Genomic DNA, 21,757 nt, shown 5'->3' with positions numbered 1-21,757 from the left:
ATCCTGTACGCCACAGGACTGGCACCGTACAATGCCGAGTGATTATCTGCCCTCGCAACCGACAGAACGGCCAAACATGCGTACCAGTCAGTACCTGCTCTCGACCCTCAAAGAAACCCCTTCCGATGCCGTGGTCATCAGCCACCAGCTGATGCTGCGCGCGGGGATGATCCGCAAGCTGGCGTCCGGGCTCTACACCTGGCTGCCCATGGGTCTGCGCGTGCTGCGCAAGGCCGAGGCCATAGTGCGCGAGGAAATGAACGCTGCCGGTGCCCTGGAAGTGCTGATGCCGGCCATCCAGCCGGCCGAGCTGTGGCAGGAGTCCGGGCGCTGGGAGCAGTACGGCCCCGAGCTGCTGCGCATCAAGGATCGCCACGGCCGCGAGTTCTGCGTCGGTCCGACCCACGAAGAAGTGATCACCGATCTGGCGCGCAACGAGCTGAACAGCTACAAGCAGCTGCCGATCAACCTGTACCAGATCCAGACCAAGTTCCGCGACGAGATCCGCCCGCGCTTCGGCCTGATGCGTGGCCGCGAGTTCATCATGAAGGATGCCTACTCCTTCCACCTGGACCAGGCCTCGCTGCAGGAAACCTACGACCGCATGCACCAGGCCTACTGCAACGTGTTCAGCCGCCTGGGCCTGAACTTCCGCCCGGTACAGGCCGACACCGGCTCGATCGGCGGCACCGGCTCCCACGAGTTCCATGTGCTGGCCGAGTCCGGCGAAGACGATATCGCCTTCAGCGATGTTTCCGACTACGCCGCCAACATCGAGAAGGCCGAGGCCATCCCGCGCGAGAAGACGCGCGGTGCCGCCAGCGAGGAACTGCGCCTGATCGATACGCCGGACGCCAAGACCATCGACGACCTGGTGGCCCAGTTCAACCTGGCCATCGAGAAAACCGTCAAGACCCTGGTCGTGCATGCCGCCGAGGAAGGCAAGCTGATCGCCCTGATCGTGCGCGGCGACCACGAGCTGAACGAGATCAAGGCCGCCAACCACGAGCTGGTCGCCAGCCCGCTGATGTTCGCCTCGGAAGCCGAGATCCGCGCCGCCATCGGTGCCGGCCCCGGCTCCCTGGGCCCGCTGAATCTGCCGATCCCCTGCATCATCGACCGCTCGGTGGCCCTGATGAGCGACTTCGGCGCCGGCGCCAACATCGAAGGCAAGCATCATTTCGGCCTCAACTGGGAGCGCGATCTGCCGCTGCCGGCCATCGCCGACCTGCGCAACGTGGTCGAGGGCGACCCCAGCCCGGACGGCCAGGGCAACCTGGTGATCAAGCGCGGCATCGAAGTCGGGCACATCTTCCAGCTCGGCACCAAGTACAGCGAAGCCCTGGGCTGCAAGGTACTGGGTGAAGGCGGCAAGCCCATCACCCTGACCATGGGTTGCTATGGCATCGGCGTCTCGCGCGTGGTGGCGGCGGCCATCGAGCAGAACTGGGACGAGCGCGGCATCCTCTGGAGCGACGCCCTGGCGCCCTTCCAGATCGCCCTGGTGCCGATGAAGTACGAGAACGAAGCCGTGCGCGAAGCCACCGACAAGCTGTATGCCGAGCTGACCGCGGCCGGTTACGAAGTGCTGCTGGACGACCGCGACAAGAAGACCAGCCCCGGGGTGAAGTTCGCCGACATGGAGCTGATCGGCATCCCGCACCGCATCGTGGTCAGCGACCGCGGCCTGGCCGAGGGCAACCTCGAGTACAAGCATCGTCGCGACAGCGAAGCCCAGGCCGTGCCGGCCGGCGAAATCCTGTCGTTCATCAACGGCCGTACGGGTCGCTAATCCAGCGCGTTCATCAAGAGCCATCATGTTCAAGCGAAGTACCCTGCGCCTCGGCGCCGCCCTGAGCGGCGCCCTCTTTCTCGGCGGCTGTGCCAACCACTTGCCACAGCGCAGCGAACAGGAAGAGCGCATCGAGCGCAAACTGCTCGACCACAGCCTGCAGATCGACGTCGGCGAACCGCGCCTGCTCGAACTGCCGCAACGGCGAGTGCGCGTGCATGACCAGAAGACCTTCGAAGTCACCGAGTTCGAGGTCACCCGCCGCTACGACCGCTACACCCCCTACCAGGCCTGGCGCGAACTCTACGAAGTGCCGCTGGGCGTGGTGGCGGTGGTCGCCGGCGTGGGTGCCAACGTGCTCAACGTGGTGATGCTCGGCCGCCTGCCCGACAGCGCGACCAAGGACTGGATCAGCTACGGCTTCGCCGGCATCAACCCGGCAATGAACGTCGAGTCCAACGGCCGTTCGCAGCAAAACCTGGCCAGCCTCGACGAGCGCCAGCTGGACAAGCGCATGGAATACTCCAGCCTGCCGTGGGTCGAGCGCCCGGTCATGGTCAAGGCCGGCGAGACTACCCATGAGCTGAGCACCGACCGCAATGGCGTGCTGCGCCTGAACCTGCTCGACGATCCGTTCGCCGCCCAGGACGTGAGCCGGGTCGGCAACCTGCTGCTGAGCGTGGAAGACCCGCTGGACAACACCCGCGCCGACGCCAGCCTGCTGGTCAGCCGGGCCCTGCGCGGCAAGCTGCAGGAAGCCCACGCGCTGATCTATGACGATCTGGAAGACGACGAAGTGGCGCAGTGGGTGCACCGGGTCAAGCGCCTGTCCGACCTGGGCCTGGAGGAAGAGGCCAGCGAACTGGAGCAGAGCCTGATCGAGCTGACCCGCAACGATCCGGAGCTGCAGCAGGAGTTCCTGCAAAAGTTGACCAAGGAAGCCGGACGCCTGGTCGCCGATCCGGGCAACGACTGAGGCGCTGTACCCGTTATGGGTTGAAGACCTGAACCCTAGGAGCGACCTTGGTCGTGATGCTCTTGTGGGCGCCCCAATCGCGGGCAAGCCCGCTCCTACAAAAGCATGCTCAACCTCTACACGCCCGGGCGCATCTGCCGCGGCCTCAACGGCGCACGATGAACCCGGCGATCCCCTGCAGGGCCTGCTCTTCCAGCTCGACCGCGGTGACCTCGGCCTTGGCCGGGCCGCTGGCCAGCCACTCGACCAGCTCGCGCACCGCCGCCTCCGCACCCTCGGCCAGCACCTCGACCCGCCCGTCCGGCAGGTTGCGCACCCAGCCATTGAGCTCCAGACGCTCGGCCTCGACGCTGGTGCTCTGGCGAAAATACACGCCCTGCACCTTGCCGCTGATATAGCCATGCACACAGATGGTCGCCATCGCCCTACTCCCGCCCCTGCAGTTCGCCCAGCCGCGCCAGCAAGCCGGCGGCGGTCTGTTCCCCGACCAGGCGCTCGCGCACCTGCCCCTGGCTGTCGATGATATAGGTCACCGGCAGCACCTCGTTGCGCGGCAGCCGGTAGCGCGCCGCCGGATCCTGCGCCAGCACGCTGAAGCGGATGCCGAAATCGTCTGCCGCCTGGCGCAACGCCTCGCCCTGCAAGGCATCGAAGTTGACCCCCAGCACCCGGGTGGCGCGCCCCGCCAGCTGCTCGCTGAGGCGGTTCAGCTCGGGGATCTCGGTGCGGCACGGCGCGCACCACTGGGCCCAGTAATTGATCACTAACCACTGGCCTTCCAGCTGCTCAGCCGTTACCTTTCGTCCATGCTGATCGACGCCCATGTCCTCGGCGCAGCCGGCCAACAGCAGCCCGGCCAGTATTCCCACCATAACCTGGAGTCGCATTCCCATGCATTCGATCCTCGTGCACGCAGGGTTGACATGATGCTGGATGCCTTGCGCCTCGAAGTGCCGGACATCCTCGAGGAGAATGCCACAGCCCTGGCCGATCTCTGCACCCAGTTGCAGGCGGCCCGCGCCCTGACGCAGGAGAGCGCCCTGCAACAGGCGCTGAACTTGCTCTTGCGGCTCAATCGCAGCGCCATGACCTTACTGGAAAGGCAGCGCGCCCTGCAAAGCTTCAGCGAGGAATACCGCCATTACGCCGCGGCCTGCAGTGGCAGCACGGCGCCCTCGGCGCTCTTCGTGCACCTCTGCGAGGAGCTGGCCGGCGGCTTCAAACGCCTGCTGCTGCAGATCCTCCAGGGCCGCCAGCCCTCGCGCCCGCACCTGGCCTGGTGCCTGTACATGGCCGAGCACTTCATCGCGCAGACCCTGATGCGCCACTACCAGCTGTACCGCGAACCACCGGCCGGGCTCTGGCGCGACAGCCACCTGCTGTACTGGATCGGCGAGCACCAGGGCTGCCTCGACGAACACGTCGCCGCCGCATTCCAGCCGACACCGGCCGGGACCCTGCGCGGCCTCTACCAGCAGACGCTGCTGCTGGCCATGAGCAACCCCTTCCACCTGGGCGAGGGCGAATGCCCGATCCTCTTCGCCGCGCTCACGCCACTGGCCGGCCTGGCCAGCCTGTTGCCCTGGGAGGCGGACGAAGACAACGAGGCGACCGTCGTCGACCTCTCGCTCGCCCAACCCTGCCTGTCGCTCGAGCAGGCGCCGCAAAGCGATCCCGCCGGCCTGCGCCGCCTCGAGCTGGGCGCCCTGCTGGTCGCCCTGCGCGAGCCCGCCCCGCTGCAGAGCGCGGTCGAGCGCGAGTTGCTCGAACGCGTACAGCCGCACTGGCTCGGCCGCCAGCAGCGCCGCCATCCGCGCGCCGACTTCAGCGCCGACTGCAGCCTGGTCATCGGCCTGGCCGGGATTCACGCGCAGCTGCTGGAAAAGCGCCCGCCGTGCTGCACGGCGCAGATGCTCGACGCCAGCCCCGGCGGCGCCCGCCTGCTGTGCGACGCCGAGCTGGGCGCGCAAGTACCGGTTGGGCAGCTGGTCCTGGTAATGACCGGCAAAGGCACGCCGAGCCTGGCCCTGGTGCGCTGGCGCCACCTCAACGGCGCCGGTCTGCACCTCGGCCTGCGCTACCTGAAAGGCCTGCCGCGCCCGGCCTGGCTGCGGCGCGCGCCCAGCGCACAGACCCACCCCGGCGTGCTGCAGAGCACCCCGGCGCCCGGCAATGGCTGGCACCATGGCCTGTGGCTGCCCTGCGGCCAGTTCGGCGAAGGGGAGAATCTCTGGCTGCAACTGGCCAACGTCAACAACCAGGCCGCGCTGCCGTTACCGGCGGCTAACCTGACCACCCAGACAGTGGTGCGCCACCCGCTGCGCCTGGCCTGAAACTGCGACCAGGGTCACGGCCAATACTGCCCGAGCGCACAGTTTCACGCCCTGGCGCGCCCCTATAATTGCCCCACTCCTACACCTAGAACAGTACAAGTGGAGCCTGCCCATGTCCCAAGTCCCCGACAAGCTGATCGGCCCGGTCCCCTCCAGCATCGTCAATAGCGCCCGCACCGGGGTCACTCCGTACGAAGGGCGAGTGGCCGAGTTCAACGTGGCCGCCTGGCTGCACTTGCCGGGGCTGGCCAACCTGCCGGTGTCGCTGCTGGTCAGCTATCGCGATGGCAGCCAGCAACGCGAAGTGGCGGTCGAACACGGCAAGGTCAACGCGCACAACAAGGTCATGCTCTCCGGCGTGGCGCGCCTGCCGGTGAAACAGAAGATCGAGGACATGCAGATCCGCCTGCGCTCGGCCGTGCCGGCCAAGACCCTGGTGGTCGAGGAACTCTTCGTCCAGCCCGTGGAGCTGCAGAACAGTGCGGGGCGCCAGGCCACGGCCTGAGCCCACTGCGCCACGACGAACCCCGCGCCCTGCCGCGGGGTTTTGCTTTTCTGCGCTAGGCGCTTTCCACGCTGCATGCGGCCGGCTCGGCCGCTTCGTCCGGCGGCGCCTCGCCCGCCGCCTGGCGAGCCAGGGGCGCCAGCGATTGCGGCCAGCGCGCAAAGCGCAAGCCGGTGATGCGGTTGAGGCGTTCCAATGCCCCCTGCGCATCGAACTCGCACAGATGAATCACCTTAGGTCCGGCACTGTCCATGACACCCATTTCCCAGAGCAGCAAAGTTACTGGCAGTCTGCCAGCAAGTACCTGGGAGATAGCCAGAAGCATGCCAGCCCGGCCACCCCGCAATACGGCGGCTCGCCGGCCCGAGCGGGCAGGCCGGGAGCAGCGGCGCGCCGCAAACTGACCTTTTTTGTCACCTTGCAGCCCGGCGTGCCGGCTGCCCCTCGACAAACAGCGCCAAGGCCTCTGCAGCGGCATGCTCGGCCCGCGGCCGTTACGCTTTTTGTCTCGCCTGCGCCCCCGGCTTTGTGCTATTTCTCAGCACGCCATCGCGCCCGGGTAACCGGGAGTGCAACGCAGTCGGCCACCACAAAGAACTGCGGCACGGATGGCACCATTGCTAACAGGGGTTGGCGGGCCAAAAGCCTGCCAGACACAGACAAGCCAACCGGGGACCGTCATGAACAGGCTTGTGCTGCTATTGGTTGTGCTGGCGCTTGCCGGCTGTGCCGCGACATCCAAGAGTTACGAGAAGAAGGGCCGCAAGGGCCTGCACATCAACTGCTCCGGGCTCACCTCGAGCTGGGAGAAATGCGAGAAGAAAGCCGCCGCCGCCTGCGGCAGCAAGGGCTACAAGGTCCTGGCCAAGGCCGGCAGCGACAGCGGCGAAGACGACCCGGCGGACTTCGTCTTCGGCCTCAACCCGGCCGGTTTCTCCAGCCGCAGCCTGATCGTGCTGTGCAAATAGCCCGCCGCCGAAGACCTCCGGCCGGCCCCGTCAGCGCAGCTTGAGCGGGTCGACCAGGCCGGCGGCGATCAGCATGCCGACCAGGTCGGGCAGGCGCTCGGCCTGCATGCGCTTCATCACCCGGGCCCGGTACAGGTCGACGGTCTTCACGCTGATCTGCAGCTGCTCGGCCACTTCGCGGTTGGTATAGCCGCGCACCAGCGGCAGCAGCACGTCGCGCTCGCGCGGCGTCAGGCTGTCCAGGCGCGCCTGCAGTTCGGCATGCCCGCTGTTGCCGGAGCGCCGCGCGTCGATGCGGCTCAGGGCCTGCTGCACGCTGTCCAGCAGCAACTGCTCGTTGTACGGCTTCTCGATGAAATCGTGGGCACCGGCCTTGAACGCGCGCACCACGATCGGCACGTCGGCGTGGCCGCTGACGAAGATCACCGGCAGGTCGAGGCCGCGCGCGCGCATATCCTCCTGCACATTCAGCCCGCCCATGCCCGGCATGCGCACATCCAGCAACACGCAGGCATTGCGGCTGGCATCGCAGGCGTCGAGAAAGTCCCGGCCATTGGTGAAGGGCACGGCCTTGAGGCCGACCGATTCGAGCAGCCACACCGTCGAATCGAGCATGCCCTGGTCGTCATCCACCACATACACCAGCTGCTCGGCTGCAGTCGGCATTCTGTTACTCCTGATCTCGTTGTTGTTCTATGGCCGGCAGGCGACAGCGCATCAGCAGGCCGCCGCCCGTATCAAGCACGCCGTCGAGGGAACCGCCAAAGCCCTCGACTATGCTGCGGCTCATCGACAGGCCCAGGCCCAGGCCGTCCGGCTTGCTGGTGTAGAAGGGGGTGAAGATGCGTTCCAGCTCGGCTTCGCCGACCCCCGGTCCCTGGTCGTGGACGTCGATCTCCAGCCGCCCCTCGGCCAACCCTTGCGCCACCAGCCGGATGCTCGACGGCTGTCGCGGATGCGCCTCGCGGTTGGCCTCGATGGCATTGCGCAGCAGGTTGAGCAGCACCTGTTCGAGCAGCACCCGGTCGGCGTAGACCGGCGGCAGATTGTCCGGCAACTGCTCGTCGATCGCCACCTGGCAGGCGTTGGCTTCCCAGGCACACAGGCGCACCGCCTCGCGTGCCACCTCAGCCACATTCAGCGCCTGCATGCGCCGCTGGCCCTTGCGCAGGAAGGCGCGCAGGCGCTTGATCACCTCCGAGGCATGGTTGGCGTGTTCGGTGATGCGCTCCAGGCCCTGGGCCACCCGTTCGGCGGCCTGCGGGTTGCTGCCCAGCGCCTGCAGGTAGCGCTGGCTGGCGCTGGCGTAGTTGACCACCGCCGCCAGCGGCTGGTTGATCTCATGGGCGATGCCGGAGGCCAGCTCGCCGAGGGTGACCAGCCGCGCGGTATGCGCCAGTTCGTCCTGATGGCGGCGCTGCTGGGCCTCGCGCAGCTCGCGCTCGGTCATGTCGCGCGCCACCAGCGAGTAATAACGCTCGCCGCCGGCGGCGCGGTGCGCCAGCAGCACCAGCGACACCGGCACCGAGGCGCCGCCATCGGCCGGGCGCAGGCGCAGGTCGGTGCTCCACACCCCGGCCTGCTCGGCGCTGCGCCAGCCGTCACGCTGCAGCCGCGCCAGGTCGTCGGCCGCCAGCAGCTCGACCAGGGCCGGCATGGCCTGTTCGGGCGCCAGACGCAGGGTGCGCCGCGCCGCCGGGTTGAGGTAGGTGACGCGGCCGTCCGGGTCGATGAACAGCACCGGGTCGGTGTTGGCCTCGACCACCTCGGCCAGGCGCCGGCGGTTCTCCTCGGCCTGCACCCGCGCGGTGATGTCGCGCGACACGCTGACCACCTCGACCACCGCCCCGGTGTAGGTTTCGCGGATGGCCCGGCTGGCCGTCTCGAACCACAGGTAGTGGCCGTCGCGGTGGCGGATGCGGTAGGTCATGGTGTGGTAGCCGTCCTGCTCCAGCGCATCGCGGGTGCGCTGCACCAGCTGGGCCAGGTCGCGGGCATGGAACAGGCCCTGGGCCAGTTGCCCGCGCAGCTCCTCCGGCCAGTAGCCGAGCAGCGTCCAGGAGGCCGGCGAGGCGTCGAGGAAGCGCCCGTCCGGGGTGTGCCGGGAAATCAGGTCGGTGGTGTTCTCGGTGATCAGCCGGTACAGGCGCCGCGCCTTGGCCGCCTCGCGCTCGGCCAGGACCTGCTCGGTGGCGTCCTGGCAGCGCGCCAGCACGCGCTGCTCCTGCGGGTCGGGGATGAAGGTCCAGACCAGGATGCGCGCGTCGCACTGCGCCTCGACCGCCTCGATGGCGCGGCGCTGCTCCAGGCAGGCGCGCACCAGCGCCGCATGGTTGACCGGCAGCAGGCGCAGCACCTGGCTCATCGGCAGGTCGGCGAGCAGCGCCAGCAGGGCCGCGTTGAGCTCCAGCGGGCGCGCCTGGGCATCCAGCAGCAGGCTCGGCTGCGGGTCGTGGCCGAGCAGCGGCGAGGCGCGCAGCAGGCCGTTGAGCAGGCCGAGCAGGGTGCTCAGCAGCTCCTGCACCCAGCCCAGCCAGTCCAGGCTCACCCCCTCCGCCACCTCGACCAGCAGCAGCCCGCCCTGCCCCGCGGCCAGGCCCAGCTCGAACACCTGGCCGTGGCTGATGGCGGCGCGGCGCAGGCGCCCGGCCAGCCACACATCCAGCTTGCGCACCTGCTCCAGGCTCAGCCGCCCCTCTTGCCCCAGGCGCTCGAACAGCGCCCGGTCGCTGGCCAGCGACGGATCGCCCTGGCCCGGCGGCAGGTGCTGGCCGCTGCCCTCATGGGCATAGATGCCGGCAGCCTCCTGCCAGCTCAGGTAGTACGCCTGGCGCACCTCCGCGCAGCCGCGCAGTACGCGGCACAGCGCATCGGCGCGGGCACTCAGCGGCACGTCTTCGCGCTGCAGGCGCAACCAGGTGTGGAGTCGAAGCGGAATCCGGGACATCGGCAGTCCTGTAGAGGTTTATCTGGCTAGCATATAGGCAGCCTTATGCAGAGGCTGTAGGCATTCAGTCTTATGCCGAGAATGTATAGTACAAATACTATAATACTCAGGTAGTACTTCCATATAAGACGGAGATTCCTATATAAAACACCCCGAATCATCTACTGCCCTTGCCGACCGAGTGAGCCAGGGCAGCATCAGAGCTAACAATCAGCCACCGGGTGCCTAGCATGTCGATCTTTGAACAGGGTCTTGCCCCTGCCGCCGTGAACCACATCGCCCTCAGCCCGCTCAGCTTCATCGAGCGCACGGCCAGCGTTTACCCGCACTACCCGGCCGTGGTCCACGGCTCGATCCGCCGCACCTGGGCGCAGACCTATGCGCGCTGCCGGCGCCTGGCCTCGGCCCTGGCCGGCCGCGGCATCGGCAAGGGCGACACGGTGGCGGTGATGCTGCCGAACATCCCGCAGATGCTCGAAGCGCATTTCGGCGTGCCGATGATCGGCGCCGTGCTCAACACCCTCAACGTGCGCCTGGATGCCGAAGCCATCGCCTTCATGCTGCAGCACGGCGAAGCCAAGGTGCTGATCACCGACCGCGAGTTCCATGACGTGATCCATGCCGCCGTCGGCATGCTCGACCACCCGCCGCTGGTGATCGACGTGGATGACCCGGAGTACGGCGAAGGCCAGGCCGTCAGCAGCCTCGACTACGAGGCCTTCCTCGCCGAGGGCGACCCCGAGTTCGCCTGGCAGTGGCCGGACGACGAGTGGCAGGCGATCAGCCTCAACTACACCTCCGGCACCACCGGCAACCCCAAGGGCGTGGTCTACCACCACCGCGGCGCCTACCTGAACGCGCTGGGCAACCAGATGACCTGGGCCATGGGCAACCACCCGGTGTACCTGTGGACCCTGCCGATGTTCCACTGCAACGGCTGGTGCTACCCCTGGACCATCACCGCCCTGGCCGGCGTGCACGTGTTCCTGCGCCGGGTCGACCCGGCGAAGATCCTCACCCTGATCCGCGACGAGCAGGTCAGCCACCTGTGCGGCGCGCCGATCGTGCTCAACGCCCTGGTCAACATGCCGGCCGAGGCCAAGGCGGCCATCGATCACCCGGTCAAGGCCATGGTCGCCGGCGCCGCGCCGCCCGCCAAGGTGATCGGCGCGGTCGAGGAAATGGGCATCCACGTCACCCACGTCTACGGCCTCACCGAAGTCTACGGCCCGGTCACCCTGTGCGCCTGGCATGCCGAGTGGGATGAGCTGCCGCTGGACGAGCGCGCCGTGATCAAGGCGCGCCAGGGCGTGCGCTACCCGACCCTGGAAGGGGTGATGGTGGCCGACCCGAAGACCCTGGAACCGACCCCGCGCGACGGCGAGACCATCGGCGAAATCTTCATGCGCGGCAACACCGTGATGAAGGGCTACCTGAAGAACCCCAGCGCCACCGCCGAGGCCTTCGAGGGCGGCTGGTTCCACACCGGCGACCTGGCCGTGTGCCACCCGGACGGCTACGTGGAGATCCGCGACCGGCTCAAGGACATCATCATCTCCGGCGGCGAGAACATCTCCACCATCGAGGTCGAGGGCGTGCTGTACCGCCACCCCGGCGTCCTGGAAGCCGCCGTGGTGGCCCGTCCGGACGAGAAGTGGGGCGAGACGCCGTGCGCCTTCATCACCCTCAAGGCCGACCACCAGGCCGTGCGCGAGGCGGACATCATCGCCTTCTGCCGCGAGCACCTGGCCGGCTTCAAGGTGCCGCGCACCGTGGTCTTCACCCAGCTGCCGAAGACCAGCACCGGCAAGATCCAGAAGTTCGTCCTGCGCGACATGGCCAAGGCCCTGTAAGCACACACCGACTCCCGAGCATCACCCCGGTGACAGGCCCGCGCCTGTCGCCAGGGCGCCCTGCGGCCGGCAAACGCCGCGCGGGGCCATCCGGCCACAACAAAAACAAGGAGCCCCACCATGTCCCCCGCTGACTTGAGTCATGCACAGAGTTGCGAGCGCATCCGCGCCAACCCGAAATTCCAGCAGCTGGTGCGCAGCCGTTCGCGCCTGGCCTGGGGCCTGAGCGCCAGCGTGCTCGGTGCCTACTACCTGTTCATGCTGGTCGTCGCCTTCGCCCCGCAGTGGCTGCACGCCCCGCTCGGCGAAGGGCGCCAGCTGACCTTCGGCATCCCGGTGGCGGCGGCGATCATCGTGCTGTCCTGGCTGCTCACCGGCTGGTACGTGCGTAGCGCCAACAGCAAATTCGACGCCCTCGGCGCGCAACTGCTGGAGGAACTGAAATGAACCTGCGCAACCTGCACTGGAGCCTGGCCTGGGCGGCCCTGGCGATCGCCCTGGCGCCCTTCGACGCCTTCGCCGCGCCGACCATAGTCGCGGAAAAACAGCCGATGAACCTGCACGCCATCGGCATGTTCTTCGTCTTCGTCCTCGGCACCCTGATGATCACTTGGTGGGCCGCGCGGCAGACCAAGTCGACCTCCGACTTCTACACCGCCGGCGGCGGCATCAGCGGCTTCCAGAACGGCCTGGCGATCGCCGGCGACTACATGTCCGCCGCCACCCTGCTCGGCCTCTCCAGCCTGGTGTTCGCCAAGGGCTATGACGGTTTCGTCTACACCGTGGCGTTCTTCGTCGGCTGGCCGCTGATCACCTTCCTGATGGCCGAGCGCCTGCGCAACCTGGGCAAGTACACCTTCGCCGACATCGTCTCCTACCGCCTCGACCAGACGCAGATCCGCACCTTCGCCGCCTTCGGCTCGCTGACCGTGGTGTGCTGCTACCTGGTGGTGCAGATGGTCGGCGCCGGCCAGTTGATCAAGCTGCTGTTCGGCCTCGACTACTCCACCGCGGTGATGGTGGTCGGCGCGCTGATGCTGGTCTACGTGATCTTCGGCGGCATGATCGCCACCACCTGGGTGCAGATCATCAAGGCCGTGCTGCTGCTCGCCGGCGGCACCACCCTGGCCGGCCTGGCCCTGGCCGAGTTCGGCTTCAGCCTGGACACCCTGGCCAGCCAGGCGGTCGACGCGCACGCCATCGGCATCGCCATCATGGGCCCGGGCAGCATGCTCGCCGACCCGATCAACGCCGCCTCGATGTCCCTCGGCCTGGTGTTCGGCATCGCCGGCCTGCCGCATATCCTGATGCGTTTCTTCACCGTGCCCAACGCCAAGGAAGCGCGCAAGTCGGTGTTCTACGCCACCGGCTTCATCGGCTTCTTCTTCCTGGTGGTGATGGTGCTGGGCTTCGCCGCCATCGTCATCGTCGGCAAGGACCCGCAGTTCTTCGTCGGCGGCGACACCAAGGGCGCGCTGATCGGCGGCGGCAACATGGTCGCCATGCACCTGGCCAAGGCCGTGGGCGGCAACCTGTTCCTCGGCTTCCTCTCCGCCGTGGCCTTCGCCACCATCCTCGCGGTGGTCTCCGGCCTGGCCCTGGCCGGCGCCTCGGCGATCTCCCACGACCTGTACGCCACCGTGCTGAAGAAGGGCACGGCCAGCGAGAAGGACGAGATGCGCGTGACCCGCATCGCCACCGTCGGCCTGGGCATCGTCGCCATCCTGCTGGGCATCCTGTTCGAGAAGATGAACGTGGCCTTCCTGGTCGGCCTGACCTTCGGCGTGGCCGCCTCGACCAACTTCCCGGTGCTGATCATGGCCATGTACTGGAAGGGCCTGACCACCCGTGGCGCCCTGCTCGGCGGCTTCGTCGGCCTGATCAGCGCGCTGCTGCTGGTGATCCTCTCGCCGGCCGTGTGGGTCACCGTGCTCGGCCATGCCCAGGCGATCTTCCCCTACGACCACCCGGCGCTGTTCTCCATGCCGCTGGCCTTCCTGGTCATAGTCGTAGTCTCCAAGCTGGACCGCAGCGCCCGTGCGGTGCGTGAGCGCGCCGCCTTCGACGACCAGTTCGTCCGTGCGCAGACCGGCCTGGGCGCCGCCGCGGCCTCCAGCCATTGAAACCTGTGACGCCGTCAGGCGGTGACTCGGTGTCCGCCTGACCCTCCGGGCCGTTGCCTGCAACGGCCCTTTTTTCTTCCACCACTCGCCGGGGCTCGCCCCGGCGCCCGATTGAGGTGCCCGATGGCCGAATTCAACGCCCCCCTGCGTGACCTGCGTTTCGTCCTCCACGAAGTGTTCGACGCCCCCGCCCTGTGGGCCCGCCTGCCGGCCCTGGCCGAGACGGTGGACGCGCAGACCGCCGACGCCATCCTCGAGGAAGCGGCCAAGGTCACCGGCACGCTGATCGCCCCGCTCAACCGCAGCGGCGACGAGGAAGGCGCGCAGTGGAACCAGGGCGCGGTCACCACCCCGGCGGGGTTCAAGGAGGCCTACGCCACCTACATCCAAGGCGGCTGGGTCGGCCTGTCCGGCAACCCGGCCTACGGCGGCATGGGCATGCCCAAGATGCTCGCCGTGCAGTTCGAGGAAATGCTCTATGCCGCCGGCTCCAGCTTCGCCCTGTACTCGGCGCTCTCCTCCGGCGCCTGCCTGGCCATCGACGCCCATGCCAGCGAAGCGCTGAAGAACACCTACCTGCCGCCGATGTACGAAGGCCGCTGGGCCGGCTCCATGTGCCTGACCGAAGCCCATGCCGGCACCGACCTGGGCCTGATCCGCACCCGCGCCGAACCCCAGGCCGACGGCAGCTACCGGATCAGCGGCAGCAAGATCTTCATCACCGGCGGCGAACAGGACCTGACCGAGAACATCATCCACCTGGTGCTGGCCAAGCTGCCGGACGCCCCGGCCGGGCCCAAGGGCATCTCGCTGTTCCTGGTGCCCAAGCTGATGGTGGGTGCCGATGGCTCACTGGGCGAACGCAACGCCGTGTCCTGCGGCTCGATCGAGCACAAGATGGGCATCAAGGCCTCGGCCACCTGCGTGATGAACTTCGACGGCGCCACCGGCTGGCTGATCGGCGAGGCCAACAAGGGCCTGGCGGCGATGTTCACCATGATGAACTACGAGCGCCTGTCCATCGGCATCCAGGGCATCGGCTGCGCCGAGGCGTCCTACCAGAATGCCGTGAGCTACGCCCGCGAGCGCCTGCAGAGCCGCTCGGCGAGCGGCCCGCAGGCCCAGGACAAGGCCGCCGACCCGATCATCGTGCATGCCGACGTGCGCCGCATGCTGCTGACCATGAAGGCCATGACCGAAGGCGGCCGCGCCTTCGCCAGCTACGTCGGCCAGCAGCTCGACCTGGCCAAGTTCGCCGTCGATGCCGACGAGCAGCGCAGCGCCGAAGCCCTGGTCGCCCTGCTCACCCCGGTGGCCAAGGCGTTCTTCACCGACAGCGGGCTGGACAGCTGCGTGCACGGCCAGCAGGTGTTCGGCGGTCACGGCTACATCCGCGAATGGGGCCAGGAGCAGCTGGTGCGCGACGTGCGCATCGCGCAGATCTACGAAGGCACCAACGGCATCCAGGCCCTCGACCTGCTCGGGCGCAAGGTGGTGGCGGGTGGCGGCGCCGCCCTGCGCCAGTTCACCGGCGAGATCCGCGGCTATGCCGCCGCGCCCGACACGCCCTACCGCAGCCAGCTGCTGGCCGCGGTCGAGCGCCTGGAAGACGTCAGCACCTGGCTGCTGGAGCAGGCCCAGGGCAATCCGCACGCGGTCGGCGGCGCCGCGGTGGAGTACCTGCAGCTGTTCGGCTACACCACCTACGCCTGGCTGTGGTCGCGCATGGCCCGGGTCGCCGCGCAGCAGCGCAGCGCCGACGAGGCCTTCTATGCCGGCAAGCTGGCCACTGCGGACTTCTACTTCAGCCACCTGCTGCCGCGCACTCTGGGCCTGGAAGCCAGCATCCGCGCCGGCAGCGCCGCGCTGTTCGGCCTTGGCGCCGAGCAGTTCTGAGCGGCACCCCGGCCCCTGCAGGAGTGGCGGCAAGCGCCCCTGCAGGCGGCCAGTACGATTGAGCGTGTTTGCGCGGCGTCCCCCACCGAGGCGTCGCGCTTTTTTATTTCGCCAGCGCGGTGTCGCCGCGCGGCACCCCAGCCACGGAGGCCACTGCCCATGCGAACCCTCACCACCCTGCGCGGCAACAGCCAGAAACTCGATGGCGGCGCCATGTTCGGCAATGCGCCCAAGGCCCTCTGGCAACGCTGGATGCCGGCCGACGAGCAGAACCGCATCGACCTCGGCTGCCGCGCCCTGCTGGTCCAGGAACCGGGCCGCAACATCCTGATCGAGACCGGCATCGGCGCCTTCTTCAGCCCCGAGCTGAAGCAGCGCTTCGGCGTGCAGGAAGACCGCCACGTGCTGCTCGACAGCCTGGCCGAGGTCGGCCTGAGCGATGCCGATATCGACATCGTGCTGCTCACCCACCTGCACTTCGACCATGCCGGCGGCCTGCTCGCCGCCTGGCAGGACGGCCAACCGGCGCGCCTGCTGTTCCCCAACGCGCAGTACCTCACCGGGCGGCGCCAGTGGCAGCGCGCGCGCAACCCGCACCCGCGCGACCGCGCCTCGTTCATCCCCGAACTGCTCGACCTGCTGGAAGCCAGCGGGCGCCTGCAGCTGCTCGACCAGCAAGGCCTGTCGCCGCTGCTGGGCGCCGACTGGCACCTGCACTGGAGCGACGGCCATACCCCCGGTCAGCTGCTGCCGGAAGTGGCCATGGCCGACGGCCCGGTGGTGTTCGCCGGCGACCTGGTGCCCGGCGCGCCCTGGGTGCACCTGCCGCTGACCATGGGCTACGACCGCTTCCCCGAAGGTTTGATCGAGGAAAAGGAGCGCCTGCTCGACAGCCTGCTGGCCCGCGGCGGGCGCCTGGTGTTCACCCACGACCCGCGGATCGCCATGGGCCGCGTGGTGCGCGACGACAGCCAGCGCTACGGCCTGTGCGAGACCCACCCGGCACTGCGCCAACTGGCCGGATAGCTCAGCAGCGCAAGCCAAACGCAGGGTTTTCACCTAAGGTTGCAACTATCTGCACCGGATCGAAGACCACCTGCCCATGCCACTGCGCCTCTGGCCCGCCCTGCTGTTGTGTGCCGCCGCCCTGGCTCCGCCCAGTCTGGCGGAGCACCAGCCTCTGCGCGTAGGTGTCTACGCCAACGAACCGAAACTGCTGCTGGACAACGACAACCAGCTGTCCGGCATCTTCGGCGAACTGCTGCGCGAAATCGCCCAGCGCGAAGGCTGGACGCTGCAGGCGGTGCCCTGCGAATGGCAGCAATGCCTGGAACTGACCCGCGACGGGCGCATCGACCTGTTGCCGGATACGGCCTGGAACGAAGAGCGTGCCCGTTACCTGGACTTCCACCAGTTGCCGGCGCTGTTCAGCTGGTCGCAGATCTACAGCCAGCAGGAGCTGCGCCTGAACTCGCTGCTCGACCTCAACGACCGGCGCATTGCCGTGCTGGCCGGTTCGGTGCAGGAAGAGCACCTCAAGGCACTGCTGCTCAGCTTCGGCCTGCAGGCCCAGCTGCTGCCCGTGCAGAGCCTGGCCCAGGGCTTCGAGCTGGTCAGCAGCGGAGAAGCCGACGCGGCCGTGGCCAACCAGCGCTTCGGCGATTACCACGCCGACCAGTACGGCCTGAGCAGTACCCCGATCATGTTCCAGCCGGCCCGACTGTTTTACGCCACCGGCAAGGACCGCCACGCCCCGCTGCTGGCAGCCATCGACCGCCACCTCAAGGAGTGGCAGGAGCAGCCCGACTCCCTCTACTACCAGATCATCCAGCGCTGGGGCGGCAAGCCCCCGCAACTGCGGGTCCCCACCAGTTTATGGTGGGGCCTGGCCACGCTCACTGCGCTGTTCCTCCTCGCCCTGGGCGGCGCGCTGCTGCTGCGGCGCCGGGTGGCGGAGCAGACCCGCCACCTGAGTGCCAGCGAGCTGCGCCTGAACACCATCCTCGACAGTGTCGAGGCCTTCATCTACATCAAGGACCCCCAGCTGCGCTACCAGTACGCCAACCGCAAGGTCTGCGAACTGTTCGGCCGCTCGCGCGAAGAAGTGCTGGGCCAGAGCGACAGCGCCTTCTTCGACGCCAACACCGTGGACAACCTGCGACGCAATGACCTGCGCGTGCTGCAGCAGGGCGAGCGGGTGCAGATCGAAGAGGTCAACCGCAACCTCGCCGACAACGGCGAGCATGCCTACCTGACGGTCAAGCTGCCGCTGCGTCGCCCGGATGGCACCATCTATGCCCTGTGCGGCATTTCCACCGATATCACCGAGCACAAGAAGAACCTCGAACAGATCCACCAGCTGGCCTTCTTCGACCCGCTGACCGGGCTGCCCAACCGCCGCCTGCTGCAGGACCGCCTGCAGCATGCCCTCGCCCACCACGCCCGCAGCGGCCAGCAAGGCGCGCTGCTGTTCATCGACCTGGACAACTTCAAGAGCCTCAACGACACCCTCGGGCATGCCACGGGCGACCAGCTCCTGCAGCAGGTGGCCCTGCGCCTGCGCAGCCAGAGCCGCGACGAAGACACCCTGGCGCGCCTGGGCGGTGACGAATTCGTGCTGATGCTCGAACGCCTGTCCAGCACCCCGGCCAAGGCCCTGGTCGAGATCGAAACCGTCGCCAACAAGCTGCTCGGCAGCCTGGCCGAGCCCTACGACCTCAACGGCCATGAGCACAGCAGCACCGCCAGCATCGGTGTGGCACTGTTTTCCGATGCCCACAGCACGGTCGAGGAACTGCTCAAGCGCGCCGACCTGGCCATGTACGAGGCCAAATCGGCCGGGCGCAATGTCGTGCGCTTCTTCAACCCGCAGATGCAGACTGCCGCCCTGGCCCGCATCCGCCTGGAAACCGATCTGCGCCACAGCATCGGCGAGCGTCACTTCCTGCTGCACTACCAGCCCCAGGTCGACCACCTGGGTCGGCTGATCGGCGCCGAAGCCCTGGTGCGCTGGCAGCATCCGCAGCATGGGCTGATCCCGCCCGGCGAATTCATCCCGCTGGCCGAGAGCACCGACCTGATCCTGCCGCTGGGTCGCTGGATCCTCCAGGCGGCCTGCGAACAGCTGGTGGCCTGGAGCCGTGACGCCGAGCTGGCCGAGCTGCCCCTGGCGGTCAACGTCAGCGCGCGGCAGCTGCACCATGCGGACTTCGTCAGCGATGTGCTGGCGATACTCAAGCAGACCGGGGCCAACCCGGCGCGCCTGGAGCTGGAGCTGACCGAAAGCCACCTGGCCAGCGACATCGAGGAAATGATCCAGCGCATGCTGCAACTGCAGGCCCATGGCGTGCGCTTTTCGCTGGACGACTTCGGCACCGGCTACTCCTCGCTCGGCTACCTCAAGCGCCTGCCGCTGACGCGCCTGAAGATCGACCGCTGCTTCGTCCGCGACCTGCTCAGCGACCCCAACGACGCCTCCATCGTGCGCGCCATCGTCGCCCTGGCGCAGAGCCTGGACCTGCAGGTACTCGCCGAGGGCGTGGAAACCGCAGAACAGCGCGATGCCCTGCTGCAGATCGGCTGCTCGCTGTACCAGGGCTACCTGTTCGCCAAACCCGGCCCGGCCGAGCAACTGCGTGGCTGGCCCCGCCCGACCCGCCTGGAGCTGACCGAGTAACCGGCCCGCATTCCAGAGTACACCTGTACACTGCAAACCCTTATAGTGACGCCCGGCTGCCCCCGCAGCCGCTTCACCGTCACGCCACGCAGAGGTTCGCACCATGTACCACGGGGAACGTTTCAACGCCTGGACGCACCTGATCGGCGCCCTGCTGGCCTGTATCGGCGCCATCTGGCTGCTGGTGGTGGCCGGCCTCGACGGCGACCCGTGGAAGATCGTCAGCGTGGCCGTCTACGGCCTGGCCCTGGTCCTGCTGTACAGCATCTCCACCCTGTACCACAGCCTGCGCGGACGGGCCAAGCTGGTGATGCGCAAGCTCGACCACCTGTCCATCTACCTGCTGATCGCCGGCAGCTACACGCCGTTCTGCCTGGTCACCCTGCGCGGTGCCTGGGGCTGGAGCCTGTTCGGCATCGTCTGGGGCCTGGGCCTGATCGGCATGCTGCAGGAGATCAAGCCGCGTTCCGAGGCCCGCGTGCTGTCGCTGGTGATCTACGCGGTGATGGGCTGGATCGTGCTGGTGGCCATCGAGCCGCTGCTGGCTGCCCTCGGTCGCGACGGCTTCATCTGGCTGGCCAGCGGCGGCGTGCTGTACACGGTGGGCATCATCTTCTTCGCCTTCGACAGCCGCTTCCGCCACTGGCACGGCATCTGGCACCTGTTCGTCATGGCCGGCAGCCTGCTGCACTACGTGGCGATCCTGCGCTACGTGCTCTGACAAAGACTGCGGGTGCGCCGTGCGCACCGTAGACCCGTGCGGGGGGTGCGCACGGCGCCCCCTACGAGAGCCGCTACGGGCCTAGCTCGCCGGCACCTCGCACAGGGCCTGCAGGGCCTGGGCATCCAGGGTTTCCTCGGCCAGCAGGCGCTGGGCGCAGCGTTCGAGCAGCGCGCGGCGCTCCTGCAGCAGGGCCAGGCTGCGGGCAAAGGCGGCGCCGATCAGCGCCTGGACTTCCTCGTCGATCGCCGTGGCAGTGCTCTCGGCATAGTCGTGTTGGGGCTTCCAGCCCGGCAGGCCCTCGCCGAGGAAGGTGTGCGGGTCGCGCTCCAGGGTCATGTGGCCGAGGCGCTCGCTCATGCCGTAGCGGGTGACCATGGCGCGGGCAATGTCGGTGACCTTGGCCAGGTCGTCCGCCGCGCCGGTGGAGAGCTGGGCGAACACCAGCCACTCGGCGGCGCGCCCGCCGAGCAGCACGGCCATCTTGTTTTCCAGCTCCGGGCGGCTCATCAGGAAGCGGTCCTCGATCGGCCGCTGGATGGTGTAGCCCAGCGCGCCCATGCCGCGCGGGATGATCGACACCTTGTGCACCGGGTCCGAGCCGGGCAGCGCCATGGCCACCAGGGCGTGGCCCATCTCGTGGTAGGCCACCACCTCGCGCTCGCGCGGGTTGAGCAGGCGGTTGCGCTTCTCCAGGCCGGCGACGATGCGCTCGATGGCCGCGGTGAAGTCCTGCATGTCCACCGCCTCGGCATTGCGCCGGGTGGCCAGCAGGGTCGCCTCGTTGACCAGGTTGGCCAGGTCGGCGCCGGTGAAGCCCGGGGTCAGCGCGGCGACTTCCTGCGGGTCGACATCGCGGCCCAGGTGCGCCTTCTTCAAGTGCACGCCGAGGATCTGCACGCGGCCGAGCTTGTCCGGGCGGTCGACCAGTACCTGGCGGTCGAAGCGCCCGGCGCGCAGCAGCGCCGGGTCGAGGATCTCCGGGCGGTTGGTGGCCGCCAGCAGGACCAGGCCGCTGGAGGTATCGAAGCCGTCCAGTTCGGCCAGCAGCTGGTTGAGGGTCTGCTCCTTCTCGTCATGGCCGCCGCCCAGCGGGCCGATGCCGCGGGCACGGCCGAGGGCGTCCAGCTCGTCGATGAAGATGATCGCCGGCGCCTTGCTGCGCGCCTGCTCGAACAGGTCGCGCACGCGCGCCGCGCCGACGCCGACGAACAGCTCGACGAACTCCGAGCCGGAAATGGAGAAGAACGGCACCTGCGCCTCGCCCGCCACCGCCTTGGCCAGCAGGGTCTTGCCGGTGCCGGGCGGGCCGACCAGGAGGATCCCGCGCGGCATGCGTCCGCCGAGGCGGCCGTAGGCCTGCGGGTCCTTGAGGAAGTCGACGATCTCCTTGAGCTCGGCCTTGGCCTCGTCGACCCCGGCGACATCGGCGAAGGTCACCTTCATCTCGGTCTCGACGTAGACCCGCGCGCGGCTCTTGCCGATCTGCAGCATGCCGCCGCCGATGCCGCCGCCCATGCGCTTGAGCAGGAACAGCCAGATGCCGAAGAACATCACGGCCGGCAGGATCCACGACAGCAGGTCGCGCAGCAGGGTGCTCTCGATCTTGCCGGCATAGCGCACCGGGTACTGCTGCAGGTGCTCGGCCAGGGCCGGGTCGATGCGGTTGGCGACGAAGCGCTGGCTGCCATCGGCGCGCGGCTCCTTGAGCAGGCCCTCGATGCGCCGCTCGGAAATCGCCAGCTCGGCGATGCGCTCCTCGCGCAGGTATTGCTCGAACTCGCTGTAGCTGATCTGCGCCACCGGCTGCTGCAGGGCCAGCAGGTACTGGATAGCCATGAACACCAGCACGGCTATGACCCAGTAGCTGATGTGAAACGGTGCCTGCTCCCTCATGGAGTGTCCTCGTGCGCAAACCGACGGTCGGGGGCCGCGGCGCCGGCCCTCCCTTCACCATAGCCAACGCC

18 protein-coding genes are annotated in these 21,757 nt (G+C 68.2%); 12 read left to right on the top strand and 6 right to left on the bottom strand.

The window, feature by feature from the left end; translation table 11 throughout:
- Positions 1-76: 76 nt before the first annotated feature.
- Positions 77-1,792, top strand: a complete 1,716-nt coding sequence (locus GV001_RS05475) for a proline--tRNA ligase (RefSeq protein WP_160078633.1) — start codon at positions 77-79, stop codon at positions 1,790-1,792.
- Positions 1,793-1,817: 25 nt separating this feature from the next.
- Positions 1,818-2,768 carry a hypothetical protein gene (locus tag GV001_RS05470; RefSeq protein WP_160078632.1) on the top strand — a complete coding sequence of 317 codons (951 nt, stop codon included), beginning with the start codon at positions 1,818-1,820 and terminating at the stop codon, positions 2,766-2,768.
- Between the two features lie 145 nt (positions 2,769-2,913).
- On the opposite strand, the gene GV001_RS05465 is transcribed toward GV001_RS05470, so the two are convergent.
- Both GV001_RS05465 and GV001_RS05460 read right to left on the bottom strand, forming a co-directional pair.
- Positions 2,914-3,189, bottom strand: a complete 276-nt coding sequence (locus GV001_RS05465) for an acylphosphatase (protein ID WP_160078631.1) — start codon at positions 3,187-3,189, stop codon at positions 2,914-2,916.
- Between the two features lie 4 nt (positions 3,190-3,193).
- Positions 3,194-3,661 (bottom strand): TlpA disulfide reductase family protein, encoded by a 468-nt coding sequence (locus GV001_RS05460; RefSeq protein WP_372238508.1) that lies wholly within the window; start codon positions 3,659-3,661, stop codon positions 3,194-3,196.
- A gap of 30 nt (positions 3,662-3,691) precedes the next feature.
- Here GV001_RS05460 and GV001_RS05455 point away from each other — a divergent pair, with 30 nt between their 5' ends.
- On the top strand, positions 3,692-5,101 hold the full coding sequence (locus GV001_RS05455; RefSeq protein WP_160078630.1) for a PilZ domain-containing protein: 1,410 nt from the start codon (positions 3,692-3,694) through the stop codon (positions 5,099-5,101).
- Positions 5,102-5,213: 112 nt separating this feature from the next.
- Positions 5,214-5,606, top strand: a complete 393-nt coding sequence (locus tag GV001_RS05450; RefSeq protein ID WP_160078629.1) for a hypothetical protein — start codon at positions 5,214-5,216, stop codon at positions 5,604-5,606.
- A gap of 55 nt (positions 5,607-5,661) precedes the next feature.
- Here GV001_RS05450 and GV001_RS05445 read toward each other — a convergent pair whose 3' ends face one another.
- Positions 5,662-5,859, bottom strand: coding sequence for a hypothetical protein (locus tag GV001_RS05445; RefSeq protein ID WP_160078628.1), 198 nt, complete (start codon positions 5,857-5,859; stop codon positions 5,662-5,664).
- A gap of 427 nt (positions 5,860-6,286) precedes the next feature.
- Here GV001_RS05445 and GV001_RS05440 point away from each other — a divergent pair, with 427 nt between their 5' ends.
- Entirely contained in the window at positions 6,287-6,574 is a 288-nt protein-coding gene (locus GV001_RS05440; RefSeq protein WP_160078627.1) for a hypothetical protein, read from the top strand.
- Positions 6,575-6,604: 30 nt separating this feature from the next.
- Here GV001_RS05440 and GV001_RS05435 read toward each other — a convergent pair whose 3' ends face one another.
- Both GV001_RS05435 and GV001_RS05430 read right to left on the bottom strand, forming a co-directional pair.
- Entirely contained in the window at positions 6,605-7,240 is a 636-nt protein-coding gene (locus GV001_RS05435) for a response regulator transcription factor (RefSeq protein WP_160078626.1), read from the bottom strand.
- Positions 7,241-7,244: 4 nt separating this feature from the next.
- Positions 7,245-9,521, bottom strand: a complete 2,277-nt coding sequence (locus GV001_RS05430) for a PAS domain S-box protein (protein WP_160078625.1) — start codon at positions 9,519-9,521, stop codon at positions 7,245-7,247.
- Positions 9,522-9,751: 230 nt separating this feature from the next.
- Between GV001_RS05430 and GV001_RS05425 the strand changes: the two genes are divergently transcribed.
- The 7 genes from GV001_RS05425 to GV001_RS05395 all read left to right on the top strand — a co-directional run bounded on the left by GV001_RS05425 (position 9,752) and on the right by GV001_RS05395 (position 19,790).
- Positions 9,752-11,374: an acyl-CoA synthetase gene (locus tag GV001_RS05425; protein ID WP_160078624.1), complete on the top strand. Its 1,623-nt coding sequence runs from the start codon at positions 9,752-9,754 to the stop codon at positions 11,372-11,374.
- Positions 11,375-11,494: 120 nt separating this feature from the next.
- Positions 11,495-11,821 carry a DUF485 domain-containing protein gene (locus tag GV001_RS05420; protein ID WP_160078623.1) on the top strand — a complete coding sequence of 109 codons (327 nt, stop codon included), beginning with the start codon at positions 11,495-11,497 and terminating at the stop codon, positions 11,819-11,821.
- Positions 11,818-13,497, top strand: coding sequence for a cation acetate symporter (locus GV001_RS05415; protein WP_256664869.1), 1,680 nt, complete (start codon positions 11,818-11,820; stop codon positions 13,495-13,497). The genes GV001_RS05420 and GV001_RS05415 overlap by 4 nt, the downstream gene beginning before the upstream one ends.
- A 123-nt stretch (positions 13,498-13,620) precedes the next feature.
- A complete protein-coding gene (locus GV001_RS05410; RefSeq protein WP_160078622.1) occupies positions 13,621-15,393 on the top strand; it encodes an acyl-CoA dehydrogenase C-terminal domain-containing protein in 1,773 nt (590 codons plus the stop codon).
- A gap of 159 nt (positions 15,394-15,552) precedes the next feature.
- A complete protein-coding gene (locus GV001_RS05405; RefSeq protein WP_160078621.1) occupies positions 15,553-16,419 on the top strand; it encodes an MBL fold metallo-hydrolase in 867 nt (288 codons plus the stop codon).
- Positions 16,420-16,495: 76 nt separating this feature from the next.
- Positions 16,496-19,069, top strand: coding sequence for an EAL domain-containing protein (locus GV001_RS05400; RefSeq protein ID WP_160078620.1), 2,574 nt, complete (start codon positions 16,496-16,498; stop codon positions 19,067-19,069).
- Positions 19,070-19,172: 103 nt separating this feature from the next.
- Complete coding sequence (locus GV001_RS05395) at positions 19,173-19,790, top strand: hemolysin III family protein (RefSeq protein ID WP_160078619.1); 618 nt, start codon at positions 19,173-19,175, stop codon at positions 19,788-19,790.
- 81 nt (positions 19,791-19,871) lie between these two features.
- Here GV001_RS05395 and ftsH read toward each other — a convergent pair whose 3' ends face one another.
- Positions 19,872-21,686: an ATP-dependent zinc metalloprotease FtsH gene (ftsH, locus tag GV001_RS05390; protein ID WP_160078618.1), complete on the bottom strand. Its 1,815-nt coding sequence runs from the start codon at positions 21,684-21,686 to the stop codon at positions 19,872-19,874.
- Positions 21,687-21,757 lie beyond the last annotated feature (71 nt).

Origin of the sequence: Pseudomonas sp. 8AS (assembly GCF_902506505.1) — a bacterium.
Classification (GTDB): domain Bacteria; phylum Pseudomonadota; class Gammaproteobacteria; order Pseudomonadales; family Pseudomonadaceae; genus Aquipseudomonas.
This window is presented reverse-complemented; position numbering and strand designations above follow the sequence as displayed.